Source organism: Dermabacter sp. HMSC06F07 (assembly GCF_001807345.1).
Taxonomy (GTDB): Bacteria; Actinomycetota; Actinomycetes; order Actinomycetales; family Dermabacteraceae; genus Dermabacter; species Dermabacter hominis.
Window position 1 is genome coordinate 142,916 of record NZ_KV788584.1, and the last position, 25,996, is coordinate 168,911.

The window sequence follows — 25,996 nt, forward strand, 5'->3', positions numbered from 1 at the left end:
CGCCCACCGACGTCGACGAAAGGCCCGCACGATGACCGCGACCCCCAGCAACGGCGAGAACGGCGAGAGCGATCGCGATAAGGCGAAAATCGATGCCGAGTTCGAGGCGATGATGCGGGGGATCGACATCGACGATTCGATCCTAGGCTCAGGGGATGAACCACCCACCGGATACGCGGTTCCAGGCAGTCTGCGCAAGCCAACGGGACCCAACACGCCGGGAAGCGCTGGCTCGCTCACGGGCCCCACTCCAGCGACGCCCGGCGGAAGCGGCGATGACGTGGAGGTTCCTGACGATCTCTCGACCCTCCATGATTCCGCGCCGGCCGAAGACCCGGCAGCCCCCACCCCGATCGCCATTGTCGCAACCCCACTCGCGTCGGCGAAGGCGCTTGCGGGCGTGGTGCGTCTTGCGCTCGCCGCTGAAGACGATCGCACGCCGTTTCCCGAGGGAGCCGTCACTGCGCAGGCGGAAACGGGCGCGATCCTAACGGGCCATGTGGATGAGGAAGAGGCACACACGCTTGCCCGCCTCGTGTCCCTCGGGCTTCAGCGCCAAGGCGTCGTGATGTTTTGGCGCCGCGGTGATCGAATGATTGCGTTCCGCTACCGCGCGGGTCGCAACGAAGGGGAGACCTCACCGGCACTCGTGCTCGGCGCGCTCGCGGGGGAGGTCGAGGATCTTCTCCTCGGCGTCGATGCGCTCGAGGATCTCGAGGAGACGTACGATCCCTCGAGCATCAGCCGCCTCGAAGCGGTTAAGTGGATCGCGGGCGGGCGACGCAAGTGATTCTCGCCTACGTCATGCTTGCCTTCGGAGGGATTCTCCTCGGCGGCGCCTACTCGTTCACGAAGCAAAAGAAGCCGGTTCTCGCCGTCATCGCGCTCGCAGTTACGGGCCTGGCGTGCGTTCTCGTCGCCTTTTGGCGTATCCGGATGGGCTAGGACTGGAGCATGTCTCAGCTCACCCTTCTGCCCGCTATTGACATCGCAGGTGGCGCCCTCGCGCGCGCACCGCGCGGGCACGACGGCCTGCACCCAGCCGAGGCTGCCCGCCTCTTCGCGCGCAGCGGTGCCATGTGGATTCACCTTGCTGACCTCGATCGGGCTTTTGGGACAGGGAGCAATGACACGCTGCTCGCCGAGATCGTGTGCGGCGCACAGAACCTCGGGGTTCGCACCCAGTGTTCGGGCGGTATCGACTCTCCCGATGCCCTCGCCACGGCGCTCGCAACCGGGTGTGCGCGCGTCAATCTCTCCGCTTCCGCTCTCGCGGACCGTGGCTTTGTGCGAGAGGCGATTCATGCGCACGCAGATCGCCTCGCCGTGTGCGTCGACGTGCGCGGACCCCTCGTTCACCCTCGCGGAAGCGAGGACCCCATCGGGGAGCTCACGGACATCCTCGCGTTTCTCAACGACGCGGGCTGCGCTCGCCTTATCGTCACGGAGATCGATCGCGACGGCGCTCTCGCAGGCCCGCCCCTTGCCCTCCTCGAGAGCGTCTCGAGAGCGACCGACGCCGAACTCATCGCATCGGGAGGAATCGCGGATCTGAAAGACATCGAGGACCTCGCGCTGCTTGCCGGCCACACCCGAGTGGCAGGGGCCATCGTGGGCCGCGCCCTCCTCGAAGGGCGCTTCGGTCTCGCGGAGGCTCTCGCGTGCGTGCAGAGAGCCGAAAACGAGGGTGCCGAGCAACCGTCGGAAAGGAAAAAATGAGCCTTCGGAGACAAGATCCCAAGGTCGCGCGCACGCTACCCCCGCATTTCGCAACGAAGGATCAGCGCGCGGACACCGCGGGAACACCGTGGCACGGGCGCGATCTCACGCCCTCACACTTCCCCGGTGATGTGGGGGAGCGAAAAGAGGCCGTCGCCAAGGCGCTCGACGCGTGCGATGCGGGGCAGGACCCCACACGCGAAAAGCTCGTTGAGGCCCTAGCCGGCACTCGTGTGCTCATTCCAATCCAAGCGATCGCAACCGAGACCGCGACAACTGCGAGCGGGCTGCACGCCGATAACGCCTCCGACATGGCTATGCTCAAGCTTCAACTGCGCGATGGGCAGATGGCGCTTCCCGTGTTCACAAGCGTCGCGGCTCTATCCGCGTGGAGCCCCGAGGCCCGACCCGTGCCGATGGTGCTCGAACAGGCAGCTCAGTCGGCCGTCGCGGAAGGATGCACGTGCCTCGCCCTCGACCTCGGACGCGACGGCGCACCGCTCGTTCTTCGCCGATCGGCGCTGTGGGCAATCGCGCAGGGCAGGCGTTGGTGCGCGCCGTACAAAGACTCGACGGTGCTCGACGAAGTTGAGGCACTCGTGGCTGCCATCGACGGAGTTGACGGTGCCGAAGTGCTGGCAGGACAGGAGCGCGAAGTCGAGTTGAAGCTCGGCCTCACTCCCGGCCTCGAGCAAGCAGAGCTCGATGCACTCATGGCGCGGGTCCGCACCTACCTCGCCCACTCCCAGGTCATCGCGGAGCGAGTCAGTTCCCTGAAAATCACCGTGGTCCCGGCGCGGCGATAGGATCGTCTGGTGGCTCTTTCGACGTACCGCGAGGTTCTCCAGGTTCCCAAGGCACCCTCCATTTATCTCCTTGGGTTCCTCGCACGCTTCCCGTTTTCTGCAACGGGTCTCGTGCTGACGCTCCACACCGTCATGAGCCTCGGCCAGAATTACATGATGGCCGGTCTCGTCGTGACCTCTTCGACTCTTGGTGCGGCGATCTCGGCGCCGTGGCGAGGGCGGCTCATGGATACGAAGGGGCTTGCGCGCACCCTCATTCCGCCGATCATCGTCAACCTCGTCTTTTGGGCGATCGCGCCGTTTTTGCCGTTCGGACTTCTCCTCCCAGCGGTCTTTGTTGCGGGGCTGTTTTCGATCCCGGTCTTTTCGATCGTGCGTACCTCCCTTTCGGTTGTCATCCCCGCAAAGATTCGTAAATCCGCGTTCGCTCTGGACTCCGTTATCACCGAGTTCGTGTTCATGCTCGGCCCGGCTGCGGGAACCGTCCTTGTCTTCACGTGGGGCTCGTACGTGGCGATGTGGGTGATCGGGGGCGCGGTTGTCATCGCCGGCATCGGGCTCATGATCGTTGACCCGCCCCTCTCGAGCGAGCAGATCGTGCTGCCGACACGTATGCCCGAGCCGCTCGAAGTTGCCGAGAGCGGCCTCGAGCGCTCGCCCGCAGCGGTCGCTGAGCGCATCGCCTTCGAGAACACACAAACCGGTCAAATCACTGCTCTGTCCCAGGCCGACCTCGACGAGACCTCTCCCGAAACGTCGCGAGCGCTCGACGAAGCCCGCTCCCTCGCGCGCAGGCAACTCCTCTCGCTCGGCGGCATCGCGATCCTCATCGCGACGGCGGTGGGCAGCGTCATCCTCGTCACCGGGGACTTGGGCATCGTTGCCCTCATGGAAGAACTCGATCACAAAGACTTCATCGGCCCCGTCGTCGCGATCTGGTGCCTCGGCAGCGCGATCGGTGGCCTCGCCTACGGTGCCATGAAAAACGATCTTCACCCGCTGTGGGTGCTCTTCTGGCTGTCGATCGTGACCATGCCCATCGCGCTTGTATCGAACCTTCCCACGGCCTTCATCCTGTGCTTCATATCCGGGCTCGGGATCGCGCCGAGCATCGCCGCAACGGGCGAAGCGATCTCGCGGCGCGTTCCCGAGATTGCGCGCGGCGAGGCCATGGGCTGGCACGGTAGTGCCATGACGATCGGCTCGAGCCTTGGCAGCCCAATCGTGGGCGTCGTCATCGACGCGGGTGGCGCCGGCGCGGCGTTCTTTTCCGCGGGTGCGTTCGGTCTCGTCGTCGCCGTGTGCGGGCTCGTGGCCATGCGCGTGCACCGCTCGCGCGTGAGGGCGCGCGCAGCACAAGAACTCGGTATCGAGGCGGCCTAGGTGACCGTCGGCCCCAGAACGGTTCGGGCAGCCGCCTGACGTGCCCTCATTCCCGGCCCGCCCCGCCGGATTTCCTCCCTCGGGTGGCGTGCGCGGCAGGTTTAGAAGTAGACGGCGAGCGGCCCGCGCGGCCCGTCAACGACGTCGACGTCGGTCTTGAACACGCGCGAGAGGGTTTCGCCGCACACGATTTCGGTGGGTGAGCCCTGGACGGTGACCTTGCCGTCGTTCATCGCGATGATGTGGTCCGCGTAGTGGGCCGCGAAGTTGATGTCGTGCACGACGATCACGACCGTGCGCCCCAGCTCGTCGCTCGCGCGACGAAGCTGTTTCATCATTTGCACGCTGTGCTGCATGTCGAGGTTGTTGAGTGGTTCATCGAGCAGCAGATATTCGGTGTCTTGCGCGAGCACCATCGCGACGTATGCGCGCTGGCGCTGGCCTCCCGAAAGCTCGTCGAGAAAGCGATTCTCGAGCGGCGTGAGGTTCACGAAATCGATCGCTTCGGACACGATTCGCTCGTCTTTGACGGTGAGCCGGCCACGCGAATACGGGAAGCGACCAAAAGCGACGAGCTGGCGCACCGTGAGGCGAGTGACGAAGTGATTGTCTTGGCGGAGGATCGCGAGCATCGTCGAGACCTCGCGCGAGGGCATCGTAGCGATATCGCGCTCGTCGATCGTGATCGTGCCCGAATCCGGCTCGAGCAGGCGGCCAATCATGGTCAGGAGAGTAGATTTGCCCGCGCCGTTCGGGCCCACGAGAGCGGTGAGGCCGCTCGAAATCTCGACGTTGACGGGACCGATCTGTACGCCCTGCCCATAGTTTTTCGTGAGGTTCTCTACGCGAATCACAGGCGCCCCTTTCGGAGAATGAACAGCAAAAACGCGAGCCCGCCAATGAGCTCGATGATGACGGTGACCGCGCCCTGCGCGTTAAAGACGTGCCGGAGGATGAAGTAGGCGAGCGTCATGACGTCGTAGCCGATGAGGATTGCCGCGGGAAACAGGAGCCGGTGGTCGTAGGTGTCGGTGAGCTGATAGGTGAGGGCGGCGATGAGGAAGCCGAGGAAGGTCATCGGGCCGACGAGCGAGGTCGTCATCGCCATGAGAATCGAGACGAGAAGAAGCACGAGGATCGTTGCGCGCTTGTGGTGAACGCCGAGGTTGGTCGCCGTTTCGCGCCCGAGTGCGAGAACGTTGAGGCGAGGCGAGTAAGCGAACAACAGTGCTGCGGTGAGCACGACAATCGGGATCACGAACGGGAGGTGGGTGAGTTCGGCGTTTGAGATATTGCCGAACATGCGGGTTGTGAGGATGTCGAAGTCGCTCGGATCAAGCAGCCGCTGCATAAACGTTGAGAGCGAACCCAGGCCGCCGCCGAGGACGATTCCCACGAGGAGCATGACGTGAATGCTGCCCGTCTTTGAGTTGAGCAGCCAGCCGTACAAGAGCCCGGAGAAGCCCACCATGAGGGCCGCCATAAGGAAGAACTGCCCGGTACCCGTGAGCTGCGTAATCCCCGCCGCGCCAAGGAAAAATACCGCGGACGTGTGCAAAAGGACGTACAGCGACTCGAAGCCCATGATCGAGGGCGTGATGATGCGGTTCGCCGTCGCCGTTTGGAAGGCGATGGTGGCGAATGCCTGGCACGTGGCGACCACCGCCATGACGACGATCGCGCTCGCGCGCATCGTCGCGATCCGCCAGAAACCCTCGCTTCCGAAGGGCAGCGGGTTGTTCCACGCCAAGATTCCGGTGGTCGTCAGCACCGCGATCGTGGCGAGACTCGCGAGCAGGAGCGCGTATCGGGTGCGTGAGGAACGGGTGATGAAGGGACCGGAGTGCCGTTCGGGAGCGCACGCGCTTACGCGCGCTGGTCCGACGGTTGCCAGCAGATTGGGAATGCCCTTGTGTGTGCGCTGCTCCTGTGCTTTCTCGACGTCGCGAATGTCGGTGACGGTCGCGAGCGAGGGATCCTTGAGAGTTGCCGCGCTCGGATGGAGGGTGGGCTCGCGGGTGCTATCGTCCACGACGGTTCCTCCTCACGATAAGGGCGAGAAAAACTGCCGCGCCGATGATGCCGAGCACGACGCTCACGGGCATCTCGAATGGGGCGATGATCGTGCGTGCGATGAGGTCGCAGACCGTCACGACCCACACCCCGAGCAGCATGACCCAGGGAAGGTTTGAGCGCAGATCGTCTCCGCGGATCATTGAGACCATGTTCGGGACGATGAGGCCGAGGAAGGGCAGGCGCCCCACGATCACGGTGACAATTCCGGTGGCCACTGCGACGAGGAAGACACCGAGAAAAACGACGGCGCGATAGTTGAGGCCCACGTTAGTGGCGACATCCTTGCCGAGGCCCGCGACCGTGAAGCGATCCGCGACGATGAACGCCGCGACGAGAACGAGGAGCACGAGGAAGAGAAGCTCGTAGCGGCCGCGGACAAGACCCGTGAAACTTCCCGTGAACCAGATGCCGAGGCTTTGCAGCGTGTCGGTTTCGAGGGCAATAAAGGTTGTCAGTGATCCGACGACAGCGCCTAGCATGATGCCGACGATGGGCACGATGAGAGAGCTCTTGAGGCTCACGCGCTCGAGAAATGCGAAGAACACGAGCGTGCCGATGAGCGCGAACATAATCGCGCCGATCATGCGCGGGACGAGGCCGGCCGTGGGGAAGAGGATCATAACGGTGATCAGGCCGAGACTCGCCCATTCGGTTGTCCCCGTCGTGGACGGCTCAACGAACTTGTTTTGCGTGAGCAGCTGCATGATGAGGCCGCACAAGGCCATCGCACTGCCGGATAGGACGAGTGCGAGCGTGCGCGGAACGCGAGTGATGAGGAAAATGTCCCAGCCACGCTCGCCGCCCGTGATGTCGTAGACGCCCACGAAAAGGGAGAGCACCAAAAGAGCGAGGGTCGCGACGATCGCACAGATGAGTGCGACGCGGTTGCGCCAAGGGCCCGCGAGCGACGTGGCGCTCGCGGGCGTTGCGACTGTCCGTGAGTGGGAGGTCTCGCTCGCGCTCATGTGGAAGAGGCCTTAGTTTTTCTTCGCCTCGAGAGCGCTCGCAAATGTGTCGAGAACTTCCGTATAGGCCTGGATGTCCTCGGTCGTGTAGAACGTGGCGGGCATGTAGACGACATTACCCTCGGTAATGGCCGTGACGTGCGAGAGAGCCTCGGCCTTTTCGATGAGCTCCGCGGCGGGGCGGTAGCCTTCCTCGTCAGCGGCAATGGCTGCGTCGCGGTCCATGACGATGATCCAGTCGGGGTTCGCGGCGGCGATGGCTTCGAGAGAGACGTCATCGCCCTTGTGATCGCTCGTGCCTTCGACCTCGAGCGCGGGAGTGAGACCGAGGACGGGGAACAACGGGCCCACCGCCCTACCGGTCTTCGGCGCCGCATAGTTGATGGTTCCGCCCGAGGTCACGAGGCCCATGACCGTATCGTCGGTGGAGTATGCCGCCTTGACGCGCTCGATCGCGGCCTCGAAGGCCTCGATGAGTTTTTGAGCTTCGGTTTCGTGTCCAAGGGTTGCGCCGAGAAGTGTGATTTGGCGCTTGAGCTCGTCGTCGAGCGGTTTCTTCTCGATGTCGATATCGGTGTCGACGATCGCCGCTTTTGGTGCGAGAGCCTTGATGTCGTCGTAGTACTGCGCATAGCGCTGGCCGTTGAGCACGAGATCGGGGTCAGCCGCGACGAACTGCTCGAGATCGGGCTCGCGGTGCGAGCCAGTATTGAGAATTTTCTCGTCATCCCGGTAGCTGACGCCCTCTGGCATGAGGTCGCGCGGTGCAACGACGAGTTCGATCCCCCAGGCCTCGAGCGTGCGGAAGATGCGATTGTCGGTCGCCCCGATTCGCTTGGGGGAGGTGGGAACTTCGACGCTGCCGCGAGCGTCGGTGACGGTCCGTGTTCCGCTCGCCCCCGAGTCGTTACCGGACGAACCGCCCCTTTGTGATGAAGCGGAGCTGCACGAAGCGAGGGCCCCCGCGGCGCTGGCGGCAAGGGCGAAAAGTCCGAGTTCTCGGCGCGTCATGGACATCATGCGTTCTCATTTCTGTGTCGACCTCGGCCGCTTATCGACTGAGGTAAGGCTGCCCTATCCTTACAGAAGTCGCGCCGATTATGCAAAATCAGGATTTCTTAATTGGTGATGTGTGAGCGGTGTGGTGAATGGGAAAGTCGTAGGGGGTGGGTAGCGTCGGGCTTGTAAGGCCTGCCACACGGGTGCGCCCACCCCTTCCGCCCAATCTCGCCGCCTGCTAGTGTTGTCACTCGGAACATCCGCGTTCCCTTACAAGTGGAGCCCACTCCCACCCGATCGGCTGCGGCTGGCGGGTCAGTACAGTGCTCGCGCCGTCGCGCGAGTCGGGCCTCCGCATGCACGGGGGCCTTTTTTGATGTTCCAGGCATTTCTATTGTGTGAGGAGCAGTCATCAGCGAACAGCGAATCAACGGGCAGATCCGCTCGCCCAAGGTCCTTCTTGTGGGGCCCAACGGTGAACAGGTCGGGGAAGTCCGTATCGAAGACGCGTTGCGGCTCGCGAACGAAGCCGATCTCGACCTCGTCGAGGTTGCTCCGGGTGCGAACCCGCCGGTCGCACGCCTCATGGACTACGGAAAGTTCAAATACGAAGCGAAGCTCAAGGCTCGCGAGGCGCGCAAGAACCAGGTCAATGCCCAGCAGAAGGAAATTCGCATGGGCCTCAAAATTGACACGCACGACTACGAGACCAAGAAGCGCAACGTCGAGAAGTTCCTCAACGGTGGCGACAAGGTCAAGGTCATGATTCGATTCCGCGGCCGTGAGCAGTCGCGCCCCGAAATGGGCATGAAGCTCATGCAGCGAATGGCTGAAGACGTCGCTGAAGCTGGCTTCGTCGAATCCCACCCGCGCGTCGATGGCCGCACGATGGTCATGGTGCTCGGACCGCACAAGAAGAAGTCCCAGGCTCGCGCCGAAGCCCGCAAGCGCAAGAGCGATGCGGAAAAGGCCGCAGCGAAGGAAGCCAGCGCCGAATAGGGCGCTTAATCAGAAGGAGAACAGGCACTATGCCGAAGAACAAGACGCACTCCGGTGCGAAGAAGCGCATCCGCATCACCGGCTCCGGCAAGCTGCAGCGCCAACGCGCAAACGCGTACCACAAGGCCGAGGCCAAGACCTCGCGCCACAAGCGCCGCCTCGCCGGCGTGACCGACGTTGCCAAGAGCGATGTCAAGAACCTCAAGCGCATGCTTGGCCGCTGAGTTTTCAGCACCCCATAAGACTTTTCATTTCGACCAAAGGAGAATCACGTGGCACGCGTGAAGAGGGCGGTCAACGCCAAGAAAAAGCGCAGGGAGATCCTCGAACAGGCCTCCGGTTACAGCGGTCAGCGCTCGCGCCTGTACCGCAAGGCGAAGGAGCAGGTGCTCCACTCGGGTACCTACAGCTACCGCGACCGCAAGGTTCGCAAGAGCGACTTCCGTCGCCTCTGGATCCAGCGCATCAATGCTGCGGCACGCGCCAACGGCATGACCTACAACCGCTTTATCCAGGGTCTCGGCCTCGCGGGTGTCGAGGTTGATCGCCGTATGCTCGCCGAACTTGCCGTGAACGACTCGGCTGCTTTCGCCCAGCTCGTGACCATCGCGAAGAACGCCCTCCCGAAGGACGTCAACGCACCGGTAGCCTGATCTACCCAATGACACACTCTGAGCGCCCGGAGGGTGCGATGCTGACGCCGCGCAGTGCGCGTGTCGGAAAAATCGCCGCCCTTTCCGGGCGCTCAGTGCGTCAGCGCGAAGGTCGATTCCGGGTGGAGGGGCCCCAAGCGATACGCGCGCTCCTCGAACGCGAAGCTCGCGACAGAGCCGAGGGGCGGGGCGGCATCCTCGACGAGCTCTACCTGACGACAAAAGCGCGCGACGCCCACCCGGAGCTCGAGCAGCTTGCTGAAACGGTCGGCGCGCGCCCGCGCCTCGTCGCCCCCGACGTCATAGACGCCATGGTGCGCGAGCAGGGCCATCAGAGCGTCACAAATCCTCAGGGCGCCATCGCCGTTGCGCGAAGTGTGGAGCGTAACTGGCGTGATCTGCTCGATGCCCAGGGGGCGGGGCCCGTGACGATCGTCGTGTGCGAGCGCCTTCAGGACCCCGGTAACGCCGGGCTCGTCATGCGCACGGCCGACGCCTCCGGCGCCCACGCCGTGTTCTTTTCCGAGGGCTCCGTCGACCCGCTCGCGCCCAAGGTTGTACGCGCAAGTGCCGGAAGCCTCTTTCACGTCCCTTTCGCCCGCAAGGTCCCCATGGGGGAACTCCTCGACGCGCTGCGCTCTCGCAACATCGCAACGGCGGCGACGAGCCCGCGAGGCGCGCAGAATCTATTTGACTGGACTCCTCCCGAGCGCCTCGCGTGGCTCATGGGCAACGAGGCCCACGGTCTTGACGAGGCAACACTCGAGGCGGCCGATACACGCGTGGCCATCCCGATTTACGGGAGCGCCGAATCTCTCAACCTTGCAACCGCCACAACCCTGTGTCTGTTCGAGTCGGCGCGCGCACGAGCAGGTGCGCGGTGAAAGGGCTCTCGCGCACTCTCTTGCCCCTGAGCGTCCTCGTCATTGTTGCCGGTGGCCTCGCCGGGGTCCTTGGTCTCGCCCTCACCGGTGAAGCAAACGGACCGCTTGCGAGCACGTTTGGCACCATCACCAACGACCTCATCATTGGCGTCAAATGCGCCGAATACCTGGCGCTTGCCCTCGCCTTTGGCTATGCACTCACGCTGAGCCTCTTTCAGCCGGGTGTTGGCCGCACGCGCGGCCATAAGAGTCCTCGCCTGAGCGATGTGCAGGATCGGCAGCGCCGGCTCGCCGTACTCTTCACCCTCGGCTACGCGCTGCTCCTCGGGCTCGGCACTTATCTCACATACGCCAACGCGCGGGGCTCAATGTCCCCGCAGCAGCTCGGCTACTTCGTGTGGAGGACCGACCTGGGGCGCGCCACTGTGTGGGCTCTCGTCTTCGCCCTCCTATCCGCGGGAATCGGCGCCCTCACGAGGCACCTGCGCGGAGCGGGGTGGCTCACAGCACTGCTTGCCCTGAGCGTCATCGCCCTCGGCTTCCTCGGGCACGCCGGCAACTCGACCGACCACCTCAACGCCGTCAACGCCATGATCGCGCATCTCCTTGGCGTTCTCACGTGGCTCGGTCCGCTCCTCGTGTTCCTTGCCGAAGCACACCGAACCGATACCGCGATTCTCGCAACGTGGCTCAAGCGCTATAGCCCGTGGGCTCTCTTTGCCATCCTCGCACTCGTCTATTCCGGGATCATCAACGCCGCGATCCGGCTGGAAAACCCGGCGCAATTCGTCACTACTCGCTACGGATGGCTCGTGCTTCTCAAGGCCCTGCTTACGGTTGCCATCGCCGCGATTGGGTACGCGCAACGACGCCGCGCGCTCACCCCGCTTGTGAATACCTACACCTCCGTCGCGCGCGGCGACAGGATGAAGGGAACCGTCGGACCGGCCCACGCGCATGCCGAGCGCGCAGCCCGCCGCGCCTTCGCCCGCCTCGCGCGCGTGGAGGTGCTCATTGCTGCCGTCATTCTCGGCGCCTCAAGTGCCCTCGGCCGTTCCCAGCCGCCCGTGCCCCAGTACGTGCCGCCCGAGACCTATCGCGTACTTTCTCTCGTGGGATACGAGCCTCCGAGCGGCGAGTTCTCCCTCCTGAGCCTCATCACCGTATGGCAGATGGACTGGATGTTCACGGGCGTTGCTGCTCTCTTTGCCGTGCTCTACCTCATGGGGCTTGCCCGTCTGCGTGCACGCGGAGACCACTGGCCGCTCTCGCGCACGATCTTTTGGCTTGCGGGGTGTCTCGCACTTTTCTGGGTGATGAGCGGTGGTGCGGCCGCTTTCGGGCGCGTGCGCTTCGATGCCCACATGACCCAGCACATGGCGCTCATGGTTATTGTCCCCCCACTTCTTGTACTCGGCGCACCGGTCACGATGCTCAGCCGGGCCGCGACGCCCAGGAGCGACGGCTCGCGCGGCATGCGCGAGTGGATCCTCGCGATCCTTCACACCCGCTACGCGGCCGTCGTCTCAAGCCCGCCGATTGCCGGTTTCCTCTTCGCGGGCTCGCTCGTGCTGTTTTATTTCACCCCGTTTTTCACGTGGGCGATGTTCGAACACGTCGGTCACCTCCTCATGACCGTCCACTTCCTCCTTGCGGGCTACCTGTTTGCGTGGGTGATTATCGGCATCGACCCCGCCCAAAAGCCCATAAGCCCCGTGCTCAAGCTCGTCACGCTGCTTGTGACGCTCACGTTCCACGCCTTCTTTGGTATCGCTGTCGTGAGCGCGACCTGGCTCATCGGCGGAGATTGGTACACGCTTCTCAATATGTTCCCGCGCGCTGAACTTGAGCGTCAGCAATTTGCGGGCGGCTCGATCATGTGGGGTATCAGCGAGGTCCCCACGGCGTTCTATGCCCTCATCGCGGGAATCCAGTGGTCGCGCAGCGAAGAGAGGGCGGCCCGTAACTATGACCGCAAGGCGGAGCGCGACGGTGGAGCTGAGCTCGAAAACTACAACGCCTACTTGCGTGCCCTACAGGATGGCGAGGGCACGCACGTAGGCGATGAGTCTGATTCCGCTCAGCGGAGGTAGGCGAGGTCCTCGGCGAAGCTCTCTTTGGCCTTCGCGAGCAGCTCGCGCGCGACACCGACGCCGTCGACGAGCGGGTGGGAGAAGAACGCCTCGACGGCCAGATCGGCGCTTCCCTCGCGGGAAGCAGCGATCACGGTGCGTTCGGCGTTCTTGACCTGGGTGACGAGGGCGAGCTGGTGGCCTGTGAGCGGGGTGACCTCCAGTGGCGTCGCACCCTTGGAGTCGATGCGGCATGGAGCTTCGACGACGGCATCGTCCGGGAGCGACGGAATGCGGCCCCTATTGGGCGTGTTGACGATCAGCTCGGTCGCCTGATCGAAGGCGAGGGCCTTCATCACGGCGAGCGCAACGCGATCGTAACCGCCCGATTCGATGTCCGCGGCCTCGCGCTCGATTCCACCCGCGGCTTCGCGGTTCGTCGCCATATACGTTTCTTCGCGCTCTTCACGCGTGCGGTTCCATGCCTCGAATGCCGCGTGCCCGTCGAGCTGCGCGGCCTCGCGATAGAAGTCGGCCTGCTGGGCGGCGAGGAAGATCCCGCGCGTTGCTTCCGCGCGGTCGTCGGCAAGGCGCGCCTCGCGCGCGTAGTAGTAGTAGTGCAGGTACTCATTCGGCAGCGCGCCAATGTGCTGAACCCACTTGGCGCCGAAAAGCTTGCCCTCCTCGAACGATTCAATGAGGTCGGGGCGCTCGAGAACCGTGGGGAGAACATCGCGGCCGTTCACGAGGATGCGGTGTACCCAACCGAGGTGGTTGAGGCCCAGGTAGTCGATGTGCACCGGACCGCCGGTTTCGAAAATGCGACTGCTCGTGCCGGGATCGACCTCGCCGGCATCTTCGAGTGCCGTGAGAGCGTGGCGGGCGAGGCCCACGGGAGAGTCACAAATGCCGATCACGCGGTCACCGAGAATCTCGCTCGAGACCTCGGTAATGATTCCCGCGGGATTCGTGAAGTTGATGAGGTAGGCGCTTGGAGCCTCATCGCGGATTGCCTCCGCGATGGCCCTCGCCACGGGAATGCCGCGAAGTGCGTAGCTCAGGCCGCCGAAGCCCGTCGTCTCCTGGCCGAGCACGCCGCACGAATGCGCGATGCGCTCGTCTTGCGCGCGGCCATCGGTGCCACCGACGCGAATTGCACTAAAAACGAAATCGGCTCCGCGCACCGCATCGCGCATATCGGTAGCGATGCGTACGCTCGGCGCATGGGGGACCGAGGCGGTCATAGCTTCGACGATCCGCGCCATCGTGCGCAGGCGCTCCTCGTTCGCGTCCCACAGGGTGAGGGCGCGAACCCGCTGTTCGGAGCTGTCCTTGAGGAGCGTGCGAACCATGAGCGGGACGCGGAAGCCTCCTCCACCGAGCAGCGTGAGTTTCATGTGAGGGCCTCCTCATGGGTGTGGTGTGAACGACGGCGAGAGATGCACTCGCGCCTTTGACGGGCGCCCGTGCGCGCCATAGCCTTTTTACGTGACGAACCTGAATCAAGATCTAGCCTGCAACGATGCGGCACCCACGACCCTATCGCTTCGTGATCTCGCATGCGTGGGACCTGTGTTCCTCGATGTCCTTTTCACGCCTTTCACCCAGCTCCCGGATCTTGGCGAGGAGTGTCATACGCAGTCCGTTGCCCTCGCTGTTGGAGGCGCGGCAAACGTTGCGCGTGCCGCGGCGGCGCTCGATATGGACGTCACGCTCGGAACCGAGCTTGGTGAAGGGCCTATTTCCCGACTCGTCGAGCCGATGCTCGAGGCCGACGGTGTGGGACTCGGAGCGAGCGTGAGGCGCGCTGGCTGGGATGTTCCGTGTACAGCGGCGATCCCGTACGAAGGCGATCGCATGTTCTACACGGGGGGCCTGCCGAGCGCTCCGCTCGCGACGACCGAGCATGTTCTTGCCGAGCAAGCGCAGCACCTCACGGTCTCGCTCGAGCGCGACACCATGCCTCTGCTTGCGGCGGAGCGGGAGCGCGGCACGCGAATCTGGGCCGACGTTGGCCACGATGACTCGGGCGCGTGGGATCCGGCGATCTTGCGCCACCTCGAGCACTGCTACGCGTTTTGCCCAAATGACGAGGAGGCCAAGCGCTACACACGTACCGATTCCGCGCTCGAGGCCGCGCGCGCACTTGCCGATCGGGTGGAGCTCGTCGTGGTGTCTCGTGGCCGAAAGGGGCTTGTCGCGATCGATGCGGGTCGCGGTCAGGTGCTCGAGAGGCCGGGGTTTGTCGTCGAGCGTGCGAATGCGACGGGGGCGGGGGACACGCTCGTGGCGGCGCTCGTGACCGCGGTGGTCGCGGGGCGTGAGCTCGGGGAGGCTCTCGATTTTGCTCAGCTCGTCGCAGCGGCGCGTGTCGCAGGTACTGCCGCGCACGGCATGCCGCCGGGCCGAGAGGCGCTCAGCGCTTTCGCTGGCACGTATGGAGCGCGAGAAAAAGAGCTGGTCGAGGAGACCCTCGACCAGCTCGCTTCGCGGTAATTGCGGCGTGAGGGGCGTTTAGAGCCAGTCGCCCTTCGCGCGCTCACGCTCGGCGCCGATCGTTGTATCCGGGCCGTGGCCCGTGTGAACGATGGTCGCGTCGTCGAGGCTAAAGAGCTTTTCGCGGATGCTGTCTTCAATTTGCCCTCGGTCGCTGTAGGACCGTCCGGTCGCGCCGGGGCCCCCTTCGAAGAGCGTGTCGCCGGAGAACACTTGATCGGGCTCGCCTTCGGTGGTGCTGCGCAGGAGGTAGCACACCGACCCGGGGGAGTGCCCGGGCGTGTGGATGACGTTGAGCTCGTGGTCCGCGATGCTGAAAGCGTCGCCGTCCTCAAGGTCGGCATCCCATTCGAGATCCCCGTGGGTGAGTGCCCACAGCTTCTTATCGCCCGGGTGCAGGAGCATGGGCGCGTCAAAGCGTTCGGCGAGCTCAGGGGCAAAACGCGCGTGGTCGTCGTGGGCATGCGTCAAGAGGATCGCGAGGAGCGTCCGCTCGCCCACGAGCTTTTCAATGGTGTCGATGTCGTGCGGAGCGTCGATCACGACGCAGTCCTCATCGTTGCCGACGACCCACACGTTGTTGGCGACGTCGAATGTCTCGCCGTCGAGGGTAAATGTGCCCTCGGTGACGGCATGGTCGATTCGGAGGTTCATGATGAAGTCCTTTTTCGGTGATGTGCGTGAGGGTTGGATTTAGGCGCGTGGCATTTCCACGACACTGCGGAGGATGGTGCCGCCCTTCATACGCTCGAAAGCGCCCTCGACATCCGTGAGCGCGATGCGTTCGCTCACAAATTCGTCGAGGGGTAGGCGGCCTTGTGCGAAGAGATCAGCGAGGTAAGGAAAGTCGCGCTCGGGCAGGCAGTCCCCGTACCATGAGCTCTTGAGGGAGCCGCCCCGACTGAACACGTCGATCAGGGGCAGCGTGATTTCGGCGGTCGGGTTTGGTACGCCGACGAGGACAACACGCCCCGCGAGGTCGCGCCCGTAGAAGGCTGCGGTGTACGTGGCGGGGATACCGACGGCATCGACGACGACGTCGGCACCAAAGCCGCCCGTGAGCTCCCGGATTCTTTCGGCAACCTCCTCGGGTTCGAGCCCTTTCGTGGCAACCGTGTGGGTGGCTCCGAGGGCGCGTGCTTTGTCAAATTTCTTGTCGTCGAGGTCGAGAGCGATGATCGTGGTGGCGCCACCGAGTTTCGCGCCGGCAACGGCGGCGAGTCCGACGCCACCCGCGCCGATCACCGCAACCGACTCACCACGCTGGACCTCGCCCGTGTTGAGCGCCGCGCCGATTCCGGCCATGACGCCGCATCCGAGGAGGCCGACGCCTGCCGCATCGGCATTGGGATCGACCTTCGTGCACTGGAGTTCGTGAACGAGGGTTTTTTCAGCGAAGGAGCCGATGCCGAGGGCGGCCGTGAGTTCGGTGCCGTCGGTGAGGGTCATCGGTTTCGAGGCATTGAAGGTGTCGAAGCAGTATTTCGGCTCGCCCTTTTTGCATGCGCGGCACTGCCCGCACACGGCGCGCCAGTTAAGGATGACGGTGTCTCCAACCTTGACGTGGGTGACATCCTCGCCGATCTCACTTACGACCGCGGTCGCCTCGTGACCGAGCAGAAACGGGTAGTCGTCGGTGATGTCTCCGTTGCGGTAGGCGAGGTCGGTGTGGCACACCCCGCACGTGTGTACGTCGACGATCACGTCGCGCGGGCCGGGCTCGGGAATCATAATGTCGACGACCTTCGCGGGTTCATGTGCGGCGAAGGAGACGAGTCCTTGGACTGTCGTGGGCATGTGGGGAGCCTTTCTGTTGTCGCGCGGTTCAAGGCGTGGGTGAACGCCCGGATGGGTGCGCGTGCGCCGCCAGGTGCGGAGCTTTGCGCTGAGAGGGCGTGCAAGCCCCACCGTATCGCCCACGTATCATTGCTAATGCAAAGAACGTGCACCCCGCGTATGTATCCGATGCCAGCGGCGATCGAGTGCGGGCATGCGCGCGTGCTGTGTCAACGTGAGGATGTGGAGAATTCGTGTCAGATGTGACGAACAGTGTGGATATGAGCGAGGAGGCGATCGCGCGCGCGGTCGATTCTGCGCTCGCCGCGATTGCGGAGGCCACGACGTCGGCCGAGATCAAGCAGGTGCGCATCGCCCATGTCGGGGACGATTCCCCGCTTTCACGCGCGAACCGCGGCATTAAGGATCTACCCAACGAGAAGAAAGCCGCTGCTGGCAAGCTCATCGGCGGTTCCAAGGGGCGCGTGCAGCAGGCACTCGCGGCGCGCTCGAAGAAGATCGCCGAGAAGGAGGAAGCCGAGGCGCTCGCGAAGGATCGCGTGGATGTCACGACAGCAGTTGACCGGCTTCCGCGCGGTGCACGCCACCCACTCGGAATCCTCCAGGACCGCATCGCGGACGTATTTGTTGGCCTCGGTTGGGAAATCGCGGAGGGCCCAGAGATCGAAGCCGAGTGGTTCAACTTCGACGCGCTCAACTTCGACGAGGACCATCCTGCGCGCCAGATGCAAGACACGTTCTACGTGGCGCCCGAAGGAAGCGGTCAGGTGCTGCGAACGCACACCTCTCCCGTTCAAGCGCGCACGTTGCTTGAGCGCGGCGTTCCCCTCTACATCGCCTGCCCCGGCAAAGTTTTCCGTACCGATGAACTCGATGCCACCCACGCCCCCGTGTTCAACCAGGTCGAGGGGCTCGCGATTGACCGGGATCTGACGATGGCGGATCTCGTGGGCACGCTCGACAAAGTCGCCGAGGCTCTGTTTGGCGGCAAGCCGATCACGCGTCTGCGACCCTCATACTTCCCGTTCACCGAACCGAGCGCCGAGATGGACTTCCGATGCTTCAAATGCGAGGCGAAGAACGGTCTCGATGCCGATGCGGATCCCGCGTGCCGCGTGTGCAGCGGAACGGGCTGGATTGAAATGGGCGGCTGCGGCATGGTCAACCCCGCTGTGCTTCGCGCTTGCGGGATCGATCCGAGTGAATACCGCGGCTTCGCGTTCGGCCTCGGAATTGAGCGCATCCTCATGCTGCGCAACTCGGTAACGGACATGCACGACATCGTGGAGGGCGACGTGCGCTTCTCCCAGACCTACGGAACGGAGATCTGAGCAATGCCTCGCATTCCCCTTTCATGGCTCGGCGAACACGTTGAGCTTGCCGATGGCGCTACCGCCGAGGCTGTCGCAGCCTCGCTCGTCTCCGTCGGCCTCGAGGAAGAAGGTATCTTTGGCGCTCAGGTCACGGGGCCCCTCGTCGTGGGCCGCGTCTTGAACCTCGTCAAAGAAACCCACAAAAACGGTAAGACCGTCAATTGGTGCCGCGTCGACGTTGGCGACGCTCACAATGAAGCACTCGACAACCCGAAAGATCCGCAGCCCGGCGAAGAAGTGCCGAGCCGCGGCATCATTTGCGGTGCGCACAACTTCGTCGAAGGTGACCTCGTCGTGGTGTCACTTCCCGGAACCGTTCTTCCCGGGAACTTCGAGATTGCGGCACGCAAGACCTATGGTCACATTTCCGACGGCATGATCTGCTCGACCAGCGAGCTGGGCCTCGGCGAGGATCCCGAGGACGGCATCATCGTTCTCGGCCGCGGGATCGCCGACGGTATCGAAGCGAAGCCAGGCGATGACGCGATCGCCCTTTTTGGCCTCGATGAGGAAGTCGTTGAGATCAACGTGACGCCCGATCGCGGCTACTGTTTCTCGATGCGAGGCGTTGCACGCGAGTACTCCCACGCGACCGGGGCGCGCTTCACCGACCCCGCCCTTGAGATCGAGGTGCCCGAGGCAAGCGGTGAGGGCATTCAGGTCCTCCTCGAAGATGACGCCCCGATCCGCGGCAACGTCGGCGCGACCTCCTATGTCGCCCAGCGCGTGAACGGCGTGGACACCTCGGCTCCTAGCCCTCGTTGGATGCAGCAGCGTCTTTCGCTCGCTGGCATGCGCCCGATCTCGCTCATCGTCGACGTCGGCAACTACGTCATGCTCGATCTCGGCCAGCCGCTGCACATGTTCGATGCCGCGAAGCTTACGGAACCGATCGTGGTGCGCCGCGCTAAGCAAGGCGAGGTGCTCACTACTCTCGACGACAAGGCCCGCACGCTTCACCCCGAGGACCTCGTGGTGGCGGACTCGACCGGCGGGCACGGCGCACGTCCCGTCGCGCTCGCGGGCGTCATGGGCGGAAGCGAAACCGAGGTCGACTCCTCGACCGTCGACGTCGTGATTGAGGCTGCGCATTTCGACCCGACGACTCAGGCGCGCACCGCGCGCCGCCACAAGCTCGTGTCCGAGGCCGGCAAGCGTGGCGAGCGCGGGGTCGATCCTGCGCTGGTGGAGGTTGCAGCCCGGCGTGCCGCCCAGCTCCTCGTCGAGTACGGCGGTGGAACGCTTGACTCGAACCGAACGCACGCGCGCGCCGGAAAGGAGGTCGCGACCGAAATTTCGCTGCCTCTTGACTACGCGGAGCGTGTTGTGGGCGTTGCATACACGCGTGAGCAGGTCGTCGGATCGCTCGAGAAGATCGGCTGCACCGTTTCCTCCGCCGCCGGCGGAGATAACGGAGAGGAAACTCTCACGGTTGTTCCGCCCACGTGGCGCGGCGATCTTCGCATCCCTGAGGATCTCGTCGAGGAAATTGCGCGGCTCGAGGGTTATGACGCGATTGCGTCGAGGCTGCCGTCGGCCCCCGGCGGGCGCGGCCTCACTCGCGCCCAGCGGGCGAGGCGTGCGGTCGCAAATGCCCTCGCTGAGGCGGGCGCGACCGAAGTCGTGAGCTTCCCGTTCACGAACGACAAAACTTTCGCGAAGCTTCGTTTGTCGGAGGATTCTCCGCTGCGCAATGCGGTGCGACTGCTCAATCCGCTCGCTGACGATGAACCGCTCATGCGAACGGCGATTCTCGAAACTCTTCTTCCCGTTGCCCAGCGCAATCTCGCGCGCGGCGAGGATTCGGTTGCGGTCTTCGAGTCCGGTCTCGTTTTCGAAAAGCGAGGCGAACGCGTTCCGCTGCCGAGCGCTTCCTCACGTCCCAGCGATGCCGAGTTGGAGGAGATCGCTTCCTCGCTCGCAAAGCAAGATCGCCACGTTGCTCTCGTGGCGGGCGGCCCCATCACTGCTGCGGGACCGTTGACCAAGCCTCGTGCATGGGACTGGGCCGATGCGATTGCCTTCGCGCGTCGCGTCGCTGCCGCTGCCGGTACCGAACTCGTGGTCGAACAGGGAACGGCGAGTGCTTTCCATCCGGGTCGCACGGCGATCCTGTCGACCATCGAGGGGGAGCGTGTGGGCATTGCCGGCGAGCTTCACCCGGCGGTCATCAAGGCGTTCAGTCTTCCGAAGAATGCGGCTGCGTTTGAGCTTGATCTCGAAGCCGTGATTGAGTCCGCACCCGCCGTGGTGCCGGCGGAGCCGATCTCGACGTTCCCGATCGCCAAGGAAGATTTTGCGTTCGTCGTGAATGACGACACGCCTGCCGAGGCCGTGCGTGCGGCCCTCATCGTGGGGATTGGCGATGTTGCGGAAGAGGTTCGCCTCTTTGACGAATACCGCGGTGACCAGGTCCCTGAGGGCAAGAAGTCGCTCGCATTCGCCGTGCGACTTAGGCCTCATGAGAAGACGCTCAAGGGCGCCGAGATCGACGAGATTCGTGCCCGAGCCATCGCCGCGGTTGAATCGGCCGTGGGGGGTGAGCTGCGCGCCTAAGGACTTCGCCCCTCGCGGGTAAGCAGTCGGCCTGAGCCCCGTCGCTTGCATTGAGCGGCGGGGCTCAGGCTTTTTATGTATAGTCATGCATGCAACTGCAATAGAATGCTTTGGTGGTGCGCGGTGTGCGCCCGCGCGAGGACCCTCGGCATGAAAGGACATCGATGAGCGATCAGCCGCAGCAACCGCAGACCAAGATCTCGCGCCAACGCAAGATCGTCGACATCCTGAACCGCACCGAGGTCACATCGCAAACCGCTCTTCTCGCGCTTTTGGAGAAAGACGGCGTGAGCGTTACCCAGGCGACGCTGTCGCGCGACCTCGTGGAGCTGCGTGCCGAAAAGGTGCGCTCGAGCTCCGGTTCTCTCGTGTACATGCTCCCTCCCGAAGGAGGCGAGCGGGTTCACAGTTTGCGACGCCCACCCTCGCAAGAACACTACGCGGCGAGGCTTCAACGCCTTGCGGAAGAGCTGCTCGTGAGCGCGGAGGCGAGCGACAACCTGGTGGTCGTGCGCACGCCGCCCGGGGCGGCACAGTATCTCGCGAGCGCACTGGATCACTCCGTGCTTCCCTCGATCCTCGGCACGGTTGCGGGAGACGACACGATCCTCATCGTCGCTCGCGGCGCAGCGCAGGGGCGCGAACTCGCGTCTACGCTGCGCGAGCTCGCCGACGGTCGCCGGATAACAGCCGACGACCACACGTAGAACACGGATGCGAGCCACCCCGATCCACTCGACATAGGAGGAAAAATCCCATGACAGAACGCATCGTTCTTGCCTACTCAGGCGGTCTCGATACATCCGTGGCTATCGGCTGGATCCACGATGCCACGGGCGCTGACGTCATCGCGTGCGCGGTGGATGTTGGCCAGGGAGGTGAAGACCTCGAAGTAATCCGCAAGCGTGCACTGGACTGCGGAGCCGTCGAAGCATACGTCGCCGATGCACGTGAGGAGTTCGCGAGCGAATACTGCATGCCCGCCCTCAAAGCGAACGCCTTGTACATGGACGCGTATCCGGTCGTTTCCGCCCTTTCGCGCCCCGTGATCGCAAAACACCTCGTGAAGGCCGCGAAGAAATACGGTGCGAGCACCGTCGCGCATGGCTGCACCGGTAAGGGTAACGACCAGGTGCGATTCGAGGTCTCAATTACCTCGCTCGCCCCGGAACTTCAGTGCATCGCACCCGTGCGCGACCTCGCACTCACTCGCGACAAGGCAATCGACTACGCGGAGAAAAACAACCTTCCAATCACCACGACGAAGCACAACCCGTTCTCCATTGACCAGAACGTTTGGGGACGCGCGATCGAAACCGGGTTTCTCGAGGATATTTGGAACGAGCCGACGAAAGACGTGTACAACTACACGGATGACCCGGCATTTCCACCGGTCGCCGATGAGCTCGTCGTGACGTTCGAGCGCGGCATCCCGGTCGCGATCGATTCTCGTGCAGTGAGTCCGCTCGAAGCGATCCAAGAGATGAACCGCCGTGCTGGAGCTCAGGGAATTGGCCGCATCGACATCGTCGAGGACCGTCTCGTAGGTATCAAGTCGCGCGAGATTTATGAGGCCCCGGGAGCGATGGCGCTCATCGAGGCGCATCGCGAACTCGAGCGTGTGACCCTCGAGCGCGAGCAGGGGCGCTTCAAGCGAGAGGTGCAGGACCGCTGGACTGATCTCGTATACGACGGCCAGTGGTTTAGCCCCCTCAAGCGCTCACTCGAGGCCTTCATCGACGACACCCAGCGCTACGTGAGTGGCGAGATTCGCATGCGCTTGCACGGCGGCCGCGCGACGGTAACCGGTCGCCGCAGCGACAGCAGTCTCTACGACTTCAATCTCGCGACCTACGACGAAGGCGACACCTTCGACCAATCGCATGCGAAAGGCTTCATTGAGATCTACGGTCTCGGCTCGAAGCAGGCAACGGCTCGCGATGAAAAATTCGGCAACGCACCCTCCCTCGAGGCTAACGTCGGCGCTAGCGAGGAGTGAGACACGTGAGCGATACACACGAGGAACACAGGCGTACAGATGCGCCGGAGGAATCCGTCGAGCGCGTTGCCCTGTGGGGCGGACGCTTCGCCTCCGGTCCCGCCGATGTCATGGCTGCCCTGTCCAAGTCCACCGATTTCGACTGGCGCCTCGCGCCGTACGATGTGCGCGGCTCGAAGGCGCACGCGCGCGTCCTTGCACGCGCGGGGCTCTTGAGTGAGAGCGAGCTTCGCGACATGCTCGCGGCCCTCGACGAGCTCGGGCGACGAGTTGAAACCAGGGAGTTTACGCCACACGTGAGCGATGAGGACGTGCATTCCGCCCTCGAGCGGGGCCTTCTTGAAATCGCCGGCCCGGCCCTCGGAGGGAAACTTCGCGCGGGCCGTTCACGCAACGACCAAGTCGCGACCCTTGGCCGCATGTATATTCGCGACCACGCCCGAGTGATTGCGGCACTCACGCTCGATGTCGTGGACGCGCTCATCGAGCAAGCGTCGGAATACCCCGAGGCTCCCATGCCGGGCCGCACCCACCTTCAACACGCCCAGCCCGTGTTACTCGCGCACCACCTTCTCGCCCACGCATGGCCGCTCATGCGCGACGTCGAGAGGCTACGTGACCTGGACGCGCGCGCAGCGATCTCGCCCTACGGCTCGGGTGCCCTCGCGGGATCGTCACTCGGGCTTGACCCCGAGGCAGTCGCGGTCGAACTCGGTTTTGATGCGGCGAGCGAAAACTCGATTGACGGCACGTCCGCGCGCGATGTGTACGCCGAGTACTCGTGGTGTCTCACGATGCTCGGAGTCGACCTTTCGCGACTGTCTGAAGAGATCATCGTGTGGAACACGAAGGAATTCGACTTCGTGACCCTGGACGACGCCTATTCGACCGGATCATCGATCATGCCGCAAAAGAAGAACCCCGACGTCGCCGAGCTTACGCGCGGCAAGGCCGGTCGCTTCATCGGCGATCTCGCCGGGCTGCTCGCAACGCTCAAAGCGATGCCCCTTGCCTACAACCGCGACCTGCAGGAAGACAAGGAGCCGATGTTCGATCAGACCGACCAGCTCGAGTTGCTCCTGCCGGCATTCGCGGGCATGGTGCGTACCCTCTCCTTCAACACCGAACGAATGGCGTATCTCGCGCCGCGCGGTTTTGCCCTGGCAACAGATATCGCCGAATGGCTCGTGCGCCAGGGAGTTCCCTTCCGCGAGGCTCACGAGATTTCCGGCGGATGCGTCCAACTCGCAGAATCGCGAGGCGAAGAGCTGTGGGACTTGAGCGACGAGGATCTCGCGTCGGTCTCGCCTTATCTCAAGCCCGAGGTGCGCGGCGTTCTCACAACCCTCGGATCGATCGACTCGCGTTCCTCGAAAGGGGGAACGGGGCGAAAAAGCGTCGCGGCCCAGCTTCGACACGCAAAAGTGACCTCGAGCGGACTGCGGGAGTTCGCGAAGCCTCTCTAGGGGGCGTGCGCTACTGTGGAGAAGATGCGCGGTGTGTGAGAGCCGCCCTGACGAAAGGAATGGAGAGGCACGATGGTCAACATCGTTGACGAGCTTGAATGGCGTGGCCTGCTGGTGAATTCGACCGGGATCGAGGCGATCCGCACCGCAGCAAACGAGGGCCCGATCAAGCTCTATTGCGGTTTTGACCCGACCGCGTCCTCCCTCCACGTTGGGCACCTCACACAGATCCTCACCATGCGCCGCTTTCAGCTCGCGGGCAACAAGCCGTTCGCCCTCGTCGGCGGCGCTACGGGGCTCGTGGGTGATCCCCGCATGTCGGGCGAGCGCAAAATGAACTCGGCCGACATCGTGGCGACCTGGGTTGAGTCGCTCCGCGGCCAGATTGAGCGCTTCCTCGATCCCGATGGCGAATTCGGGGTCACGATGGTCAATAACTACGACTGGACCAAGGATCTCAACGTCCTGAGTTTCCTTCGCGATTACGGCTCGCAGTTCCGCATGGGCACGATGCTGTCGAAGGAAATCGTCGCGAAACGACTGAACTCCGAAGAGGGCCTCAGCTACCTCGAGTTCTCGTACCAGATTCTCCAAGCGATGGACTTCCTTGAGCTGTACCGACGCTACGGCGTGACGCTTCAGTACGGCGGAAATGACCAGTGGGGCAACATCGTTGGCGGTGCAGAACTGATCCGCAAGGTCGAGGGCGTGCAAACGCATGCCCTCACGACCCCGCTCGTGACGAAGGCCGATGGAACGAAGTTCGGTAAGAGCGAGGGCGGCGCCGTGTGGCTCGATCCCGAGCTCACGAGTCCGTATGCCTTCCACCAGTTCTGGCTCGGAGCTGACGACCGCGACGTGCTCAAGTACCTGCGGTACTTTACGTTCCGTCCCGAGGAAGAAATTGCAGCGGTCGAGTCGGCAACGGCCGAGCGCCCGCATGAACGTGCGGCGCAAAAGCTTCTCGCGGACGATATGACGACCCTCGTTCACGGCGAGCAGGCCACGGCCCAGGCGAAGTCGGCGGCATCGGTGCTGTTTGGGCGCGGAGATGTGCGTGAGCTCGATGGTCCGACGGTTGCCGTGATCGCAGGGGAGCTTCCGTGTGTGGAGCTTCCCGCGACGGCGAACATCGTCGAGGCCTTTACAGCTACCGAGCTTTTGAACTCGAACGGCGCAGTGCGGAGGGCGCTCAAGGAAGGGGGCCTCTCGGTTAACGGCGAAAAGATTGCGGGCGACGTCGACGTTCTTGAGACCGAGCTAGGCGCGTACACCCTGCTTGCCGGTGGCTACCTGCTGCTGCGGCGCGGCAAGAAGAATGCCGCCATGGTGAAAGTTGCAAGTTAAGCACGCGGTGAACTGCTGCTGAACACGCCTACTTAGCGCCTGCTGCCCTCGATAAGGGCCGCAGGCGCTTTGCATTGTGGCGGTGAGCACGCGGGTGCCTAAGTGGCTTGACCAGGGATGCGGGGTCGCGTAGTGTTTTTGTTCGTTGGTTCGCGAAGCCGAAGAAATTCGACTTCCAGCCGCGGCCGAAAGTGGCCGCCGTGAAGATCGTGCACGAACCCCGGGTGAGCATCCGGTAAAGAGTGGCACGGAACACGGTGAGTCAACTTGACCGGGTCGGAAAGGGTTGCTAAGCTAGTGACTCGCGCCGAGAGGTCGAGTGAACTTCCGGCGAACATCAGCTCCTCGCGGGCCCCACGAAAATGGGGTGAGTGGGGTGTGCGTGTGTTGTTTGATATCTCAATAG

At 63.7% G+C, this 25,996-nt stretch carries 24 protein-coding genes; 17 read left to right on the top strand and 7 right to left on the bottom strand.

The genetic code is table 11. From position 1 onward, the window contains the following. Positions 1-31: 31 nt before the first annotated feature. Genes HMPREF3157_RS06020 through HMPREF3157_RS06035 form a run of 5 tightly spaced genes read left to right on the top strand, consistent with a single transcriptional unit; the run spans position 32 to position 3,908 of the window. The gene (locus tag HMPREF3157_RS06020) at positions 32-790 is read left to right on the top strand and encodes a hypothetical protein (protein WP_016662974.1); all 759 of its coding nucleotides are present in this window, start codon (positions 32-34) and stop codon (positions 788-790) included. Further along, positions 787-945, top strand: a complete 159-nt coding sequence (locus tag HMPREF3157_RS10545; RefSeq protein WP_016662973.1) for a hypothetical protein — start codon at positions 787-789, stop codon at positions 943-945. Before HMPREF3157_RS06020 ends, HMPREF3157_RS10545 begins: the two co-directional genes overlap by 4 nt. Before the next feature lie 9 nt (positions 946-954). After that, positions 955-1,719, top strand: coding sequence for a HisA/HisF-related TIM barrel protein (locus HMPREF3157_RS06025; protein ID WP_070435813.1), 765 nt, complete (start codon positions 955-957; stop codon positions 1,717-1,719). Then, positions 1,716-2,525: an SseB family protein gene (locus tag HMPREF3157_RS06030; RefSeq protein ID WP_070435814.1), complete on the top strand. Its 810-nt coding sequence runs from the start codon at positions 1,716-1,718 to the stop codon at positions 2,523-2,525. Before HMPREF3157_RS06025 ends, HMPREF3157_RS06030 begins: the two co-directional genes overlap by 4 nt. Positions 2,526-2,534: 9 nt before the next feature. Beyond that, entirely contained in the window at positions 2,535-3,908 is a 1,374-nt protein-coding gene (locus HMPREF3157_RS06035; RefSeq protein WP_016662970.1) for an MFS transporter, read from the top strand. Positions 3,909-4,009: 101 nt separating this feature from the next. Here HMPREF3157_RS06035 and HMPREF3157_RS06040 read toward each other — a convergent pair whose 3' ends face one another. Genes HMPREF3157_RS06040 through HMPREF3157_RS06055 form a run of 4 tightly spaced genes read right to left on the bottom strand, consistent with a single transcriptional unit; the run spans position 4,010 to position 7,969 of the window. Continuing rightward, positions 4,010-4,762, bottom strand: coding sequence for an iron ABC transporter ATP-binding protein (locus tag HMPREF3157_RS06040; RefSeq protein WP_016662969.1), 753 nt, complete (start codon positions 4,760-4,762; stop codon positions 4,010-4,012). After that, positions 4,759-5,940 carry an iron chelate uptake ABC transporter family permease subunit gene (locus tag HMPREF3157_RS06045; protein ID WP_016662968.1) on the bottom strand — a complete coding sequence of 394 codons (1,182 nt, stop codon included), beginning with the start codon at positions 5,938-5,940 and terminating at the stop codon, positions 4,759-4,761. The genes HMPREF3157_RS06040 and HMPREF3157_RS06045 overlap by 4 nt, the downstream gene beginning before the upstream one ends. Continuing rightward, positions 5,930-6,949 (bottom strand): ABC transporter permease, encoded by a 1,020-nt coding sequence (locus HMPREF3157_RS06050; RefSeq protein WP_070435815.1) that lies wholly within the window; start codon positions 6,947-6,949, stop codon positions 5,930-5,932. The genes HMPREF3157_RS06045 and HMPREF3157_RS06050 overlap by 11 nt, the downstream gene beginning before the upstream one ends. A gap of 12 nt (positions 6,950-6,961) precedes the next feature. Then, on the bottom strand, positions 6,962-7,969 hold the full coding sequence (locus HMPREF3157_RS06055; RefSeq protein ID WP_070435816.1) for a siderophore ABC transporter substrate-binding protein: 1,008 nt from the start codon (positions 7,967-7,969) through the stop codon (positions 6,962-6,964). Positions 7,970-8,374: 405 nt separating this feature from the next. Between HMPREF3157_RS06055 and infC the strand changes: the two genes are divergently transcribed. Genes infC through HMPREF3157_RS06080 form a run of 5 tightly spaced genes read left to right on the top strand, consistent with a single transcriptional unit; the run spans position 8,375 to position 12,577 of the window. After that, complete coding sequence (gene infC / locus HMPREF3157_RS06060) at positions 8,375-8,947, top strand: translation initiation factor IF-3 (protein ID WP_226998187.1); 573 nt, start codon at positions 8,375-8,377, stop codon at positions 8,945-8,947. A 29-nt stretch (positions 8,948-8,976) separates the two neighbouring features. Then, positions 8,977-9,171, top strand: coding sequence for a 50S ribosomal protein L35 (gene rpmI / locus HMPREF3157_RS06065; RefSeq protein ID WP_016662964.1), 195 nt, complete (start codon positions 8,977-8,979; stop codon positions 9,169-9,171). A 48-nt stretch (positions 9,172-9,219) separates the two neighbouring features. Then, positions 9,220-9,600, top strand: a complete 381-nt coding sequence (gene rplT / locus HMPREF3157_RS06070) for a 50S ribosomal protein L20 (protein WP_016662963.1) — start codon at positions 9,220-9,222, stop codon at positions 9,598-9,600. Positions 9,601-9,608: 8 nt separating this feature from the next. Continuing rightward, on the top strand, positions 9,609-10,484 hold the full coding sequence (locus HMPREF3157_RS06075) for a TrmH family RNA methyltransferase (protein ID WP_070435817.1): 876 nt from the start codon (positions 9,609-9,611) through the stop codon (positions 10,482-10,484). Next, positions 10,481-12,577 carry a bifunctional copper resistance protein CopD/cytochrome c oxidase assembly protein gene (locus tag HMPREF3157_RS06080; protein WP_070435818.1) on the top strand — a complete coding sequence of 699 codons (2,097 nt, stop codon included), beginning with the start codon at positions 10,481-10,483 and terminating at the stop codon, positions 12,575-12,577. The genes HMPREF3157_RS06075 and HMPREF3157_RS06080 overlap by 4 nt, the downstream gene beginning before the upstream one ends. Here HMPREF3157_RS06080 and HMPREF3157_RS06085 read toward each other — a convergent pair. Beyond that, on the bottom strand, positions 12,565-13,953 hold the full coding sequence (locus tag HMPREF3157_RS06085) for a family 4 glycosyl hydrolase (RefSeq protein WP_070435819.1): 1,389 nt from the start codon (positions 13,951-13,953) through the stop codon (positions 12,565-12,567). The two genes, HMPREF3157_RS06080 and HMPREF3157_RS06085, sit on opposite strands and share 13 nt — an antisense overlap. Positions 13,954-14,044: 91 nt before the next feature. Here HMPREF3157_RS06085 and HMPREF3157_RS06090 point away from each other — a divergent pair, with 91 nt between their 5' ends. Further along, the gene (locus HMPREF3157_RS06090; RefSeq protein WP_083288080.1) at positions 14,045-15,052 is read left to right on the top strand and encodes a carbohydrate kinase family protein; all 1,008 of its coding nucleotides are present in this window, start codon (positions 14,045-14,047) and stop codon (positions 15,050-15,052) included. A gap of 18 nt (positions 15,053-15,070) precedes the next feature. Here HMPREF3157_RS06090 and HMPREF3157_RS06095 read toward each other — a convergent pair whose 3' ends face one another. Beyond that, the gene (locus HMPREF3157_RS06095; RefSeq protein ID WP_061212220.1) at positions 15,071-15,706 is read right to left on the bottom strand and encodes an MBL fold metallo-hydrolase; all 636 of its coding nucleotides are present in this window, start codon (positions 15,704-15,706) and stop codon (positions 15,071-15,073) included. Between the two features lie 39 nt (positions 15,707-15,745). Continuing rightward, positions 15,746-16,849 (bottom strand): S-(hydroxymethyl)mycothiol dehydrogenase, encoded by a 1,104-nt coding sequence (locus HMPREF3157_RS06100; RefSeq protein WP_070435835.1) that lies wholly within the window; start codon positions 16,847-16,849, stop codon positions 15,746-15,748. Positions 16,850-17,109: 260 nt separating this feature from the next. Here HMPREF3157_RS06100 and pheS point away from each other — a divergent pair, with 260 nt between their 5' ends. The 6 genes from pheS to tyrS all read left to right on the top strand — a co-directional run bounded on the left by pheS (position 17,110) and on the right by tyrS (position 25,590). Next, on the top strand, positions 17,110-18,180 hold the full coding sequence (gene pheS / locus HMPREF3157_RS06105; RefSeq protein WP_070435836.1) for a phenylalanine--tRNA ligase subunit alpha: 1,071 nt from the start codon (positions 17,110-17,112) through the stop codon (positions 18,178-18,180). 3 nt (positions 18,181-18,183) lie between these two features. Further along, positions 18,184-20,778: a phenylalanine--tRNA ligase subunit beta gene (gene pheT, locus HMPREF3157_RS06110; protein WP_070435821.1), complete on the top strand. Its 2,595-nt coding sequence runs from the start codon at positions 18,184-18,186 to the stop codon at positions 20,776-20,778. A 164-nt stretch (positions 20,779-20,942) separates the two neighbouring features. Further along, on the top strand, positions 20,943-21,485 hold the full coding sequence (locus HMPREF3157_RS06115) for an arginine repressor (protein WP_061212217.1): 543 nt from the start codon (positions 20,943-20,945) through the stop codon (positions 21,483-21,485). 50 nt (positions 21,486-21,535) lie between these two features. After that, entirely contained in the window at positions 21,536-22,777 is a 1,242-nt protein-coding gene (locus tag HMPREF3157_RS06120; protein WP_070435822.1) for an argininosuccinate synthase, read from the top strand. A 5-nt stretch (positions 22,778-22,782) separates the two neighbouring features. After that, a complete protein-coding gene (gene argH, locus HMPREF3157_RS06125; RefSeq protein WP_070435823.1) occupies positions 22,783-24,243 on the top strand; it encodes an argininosuccinate lyase in 1,461 nt (486 codons plus the stop codon). A gap of 72 nt (positions 24,244-24,315) precedes the next feature. Next, complete coding sequence (gene tyrS / locus HMPREF3157_RS06130) at positions 24,316-25,590, top strand: tyrosine--tRNA ligase (protein ID WP_070435824.1); 1,275 nt, start codon at positions 24,316-24,318, stop codon at positions 25,588-25,590. The last annotated feature ends 406 nt before the right edge of the window (positions 25,591-25,996 follow it).